Source organism: Dietzia sp. E1 (assembly GCF_014145015.1).
GTDB classification, from domain to species: Bacteria; Actinomycetota; Actinomycetes; order Mycobacteriales; family Mycobacteriaceae; genus Dietzia; species Dietzia cinnamea_A.
Genome location: NZ_JAALDU010000046.1, coordinates 1 through 3,086, shown reverse-complemented (window position 1 = coordinate 3,086; position 3,086 = coordinate 1). Strand labels below are relative to the sequence as shown.

The window sequence follows — 3,086 nt, the reverse complement described above, 5'->3', positions numbered from 1 at the left end:
GCGGCCGGGGATCGGCAGGCCCACGCGCGTGTCGAGCCGGAGGTCGACGCCTCCCGCTCCGGCCGAGCCCACGGCGCCCAGCCGCGCGTCGTCGAGGGCGCCTCCGGCGGTGCCGACCATGTCGCCCTTCCACTTGGGGAAGCCCCACAGCTCGTTGCCCGCCGCCAGGGTGAAGTTCTGGTCGACCGGCAGCTCGTGGATGTGCACCAGCGTCCCCGCGCCGGGCACGGTGAGCTGGAACGCCAGACCGATCTCGTGATATGCGCCCAGGACGTTGCCCGGCACGTCGTGGTAGCGGACGTGGATCATGATCGCCGGGGTGCGCCCGCCGGGCAGCGAGACAGGCTCGGCGCCCGCGGCCTCGATCACGGCGGACTGCCGCCCGCCGGCGATGAGCCTGCGCACGACGGCGGACCGCGCGAGGAAGGCCGCGCCCGAGACCGAGGCGGACACGACGGGAATCGGGAAGGTGATCTCGCGTCCGGCGACGACGCGTGATGTGGGAGAGGTCATGAGCCGACGGTAGCGGTCCCCGCGCCCGGAATCAGCCCCTTGGCAGGCTAACTACTCGCCGCTCAGCCCTGACCGCGCCGCCACGGCCGCCGCGAGACGACCCCTCGCGGCCGGACGACCTCAGCCCGTCGGTCCGGTCGTGTCCTGCCCCGGCTGCGCCACGACGTTCTTGGCCGAGCGCCCCTTGTACCGGGGACGAAGCAGGTTGGCCGGGGACAGGATGTCGTCGAGTTCCTCCGCGGACAGCAGGCCCATCTCCAGTACGACCTCGCGCACCCCGCGGCCGGAGCGAGCGCACTCGCGCCCCACGATGTCGCCGTTGTGGTGACCGATGATGGGGTTGAGGTAGGTGACGATCCCGATCGAGTTCATCACGTTGGCCCGGCAGATCTCGGCGTTGGCGGTGATCCCGCGGACGCACTTCTCGGTGAGCGTCTCCATGGCCTCGGTGAGCAGGGAGATGGACTCGAACATCGCCTGGGCGATCACCGGCTCCATGACGTTGAGCTGGAGCTGCCCGGCCTCCGCTGCCATGGTGACGGTCATGTCGTTGCCGATCACCTTGAAGCACACCTGGTTGACGACCTCGGGGATCACGGGGTTGACCTTGGCTGGCATGATCGACGACCCCGCCTGCAGTTCGGGCAGGTTGATCTCGTTGAGGCCGGCGCGCGGCCCGGAGGACAGCAGCCGCAGGTCGTTGCAGATCTTCGACAGCTTGACCGCGGTCCGCTTGAGGGCGGCGTGGACGTTGACGTAGTCGCCGGTATCGCTCGTCGCCTCGATGAGGTTCATCGCGCCGGTGACCGGGAGGCCGGTGACGGCGCGCAGGTGGTTGATGACCGCGCGGCGGTAGTCGGGCGGGGTGTTGACGCCGGTGCCGATCGCGGTGGCGCCGAGGTTGACGTCGAGCAGCATGCGGGCGGCGGAGCCGAGCACGTGGAGTTCCTCGTCGAGGTTCACGGCGAAGCCGCCGAACTCCTGGCCCAGGGACATGGGCACGGCGTCCTGGAGCTGGGTGCGGCCCATCTTGAGGACCTCGCGGAATTCCTCGGATTTGTCGTAGCAGGCCTCCCGCAGCGCGACGAGCGCCGGTTCGAGCCGCTCGAGCGCGTGCCACAGGGCGATGCGGAACCCGGTGGGATAGGCGTCGTTGGTGGACTGGGACCTGTTGACGTCGTCGTTGGGGCTGATGATGTCGTAGGAGCCCTTGGGATGCCCGAGCCGCTCGAGCGCGAGGTTGGCCACCACCTCGTTGGTGTTCATGTTGACCGAGGTGCCGGCGCCGCCCTGGTACACGCAGGAGGGGAACTGGTCCATGCAGCGCCCGTCGACGAGGATCTCGTCGCACGCCCCGACGATCGCGTCCGCCACCGTCTGGTCCAGGACGCCCATCTCGAGGTTGGCCAGAGCGGCCGCCTTCTTCACCATGACCATGCCGCGCACGAAGTCGGGGATGTCGCTGACGGTGGTGGGCGCGATGGGGAAGTTCTCGACGGCGCGGACCGTGTGGATGCCGTAATACGCGTCCGCCGGGACCTCCTTGGTGCCGAGCAGGTCTTCTTCCACACGGGTCCGGGTCATTCGTCCTCCGCCTCTCGGGTCGCTTCCGGCCCACCCTAACCGTGGGACACCGGGCCTCGTCGCGATCCGCGGGCGGGGACACGGTGAGCCTGCCTAGTCTGGGGGCATGTCGCGCACGACGACCACCCGTGGCGCCCGGGCCCTGACCTCGGCTCGAGACGTGCTGCGCCGCCTGTACCCGTCGGACGGACTGCTCGGCAGCATCGTCGACCGTCAGGACGTGCCGCTGCCCCGCGGGACGTGGGCGATCTTCGGGGTGGCGTTCGTGGGGTTCGCGACGCCGGTGATCGGGTTCGTCGAATTGGCCGAGCGCATCCGCAGCGGCGCCAAGTTGCCCTTCGACCAGCCGGTGATGATGTGGCTGCAGCGCAAGCACTCGCCCCGCAACACGCGGATCGCCCGGGCGGTGACCGAGCTCGGCGGCGTCACGGCGGTGCCGTTGTTCGCGTTGGCGACGTCGGCCTACCTGGTGTCGGTGCGGGGCAGCCGCCGCCCGGCCGCGCTGCTCACGGTGTCGCTGGTGGGGTCGACGATCATCAACTCGGTGCTCAAGGCCCTGTACCGCCGCGATCGGCCGACGTTCTTCACGCACATCGTGCAGGAGAAGAGCTTCTCGTTCCCCAGCGGTCACGCCATGGCGAGCGCGGCCCTGGCGGGGTGCGCGTGTGTCCTGGCGTGGCCGACGCGGTGGCGGGCCGCGGTGATCGCGGGGTCGGCGGTGTACGTGCCGACCATCGGCGGCACCCGGATGTACCTGGGGGTGCACTTCCCCAGCGACATCCTGGCGGGGTGGTGTGTGAGCCTGGCGTGGGTGGGTGAGGTGGCGACCATCATGTGGCTGATGGACCGCCTCGATCGCGCGCCGGCGCCGATGATCCGCCGGAGGGAGACGGTATGACGACGACGAGGCGCGCCCGGATAGAGCTGAACCATGGCGACATCACGCGCATGGACGTGGACGCGGTGGTCAACGCGGCCAACAGTTCACT

3 protein-coding genes are annotated in these 3,086 nt (G+C 69.9%); 1 reads left to right on the top strand and 2 read right to left on the bottom strand.

Translation table 11 applies throughout. The annotated features are described in order from the left end of the window. Both G6030_RS02280 and aspA read right to left on the bottom strand, forming a co-directional pair. A partial coding sequence (locus G6030_RS02280) for an acetoacetate decarboxylase family protein (protein WP_182642073.1) occupies positions 1-513 on the bottom strand: 513 nt, incomplete at its 3' end. A gap of 120 nt (positions 514-633) precedes the next feature. Beyond that, positions 634-2,097 (bottom strand): aspartate ammonia-lyase, encoded by a 1,464-nt coding sequence (gene aspA / locus G6030_RS02275; RefSeq protein WP_182642072.1) that lies wholly within the window; start codon positions 2,095-2,097, stop codon positions 634-636. 106 nt (positions 2,098-2,203) lie between these two features. On the opposite strand from aspA, the gene G6030_RS02270 reads away from it, so the two are divergent. After that, complete coding sequence (locus G6030_RS02270) at positions 2,204-2,995, top strand: phosphatase PAP2 family protein (protein ID WP_182642071.1); 792 nt, start codon at positions 2,204-2,206, stop codon at positions 2,993-2,995. The last annotated feature ends 91 nt before the right edge of the window (positions 2,996-3,086 follow it).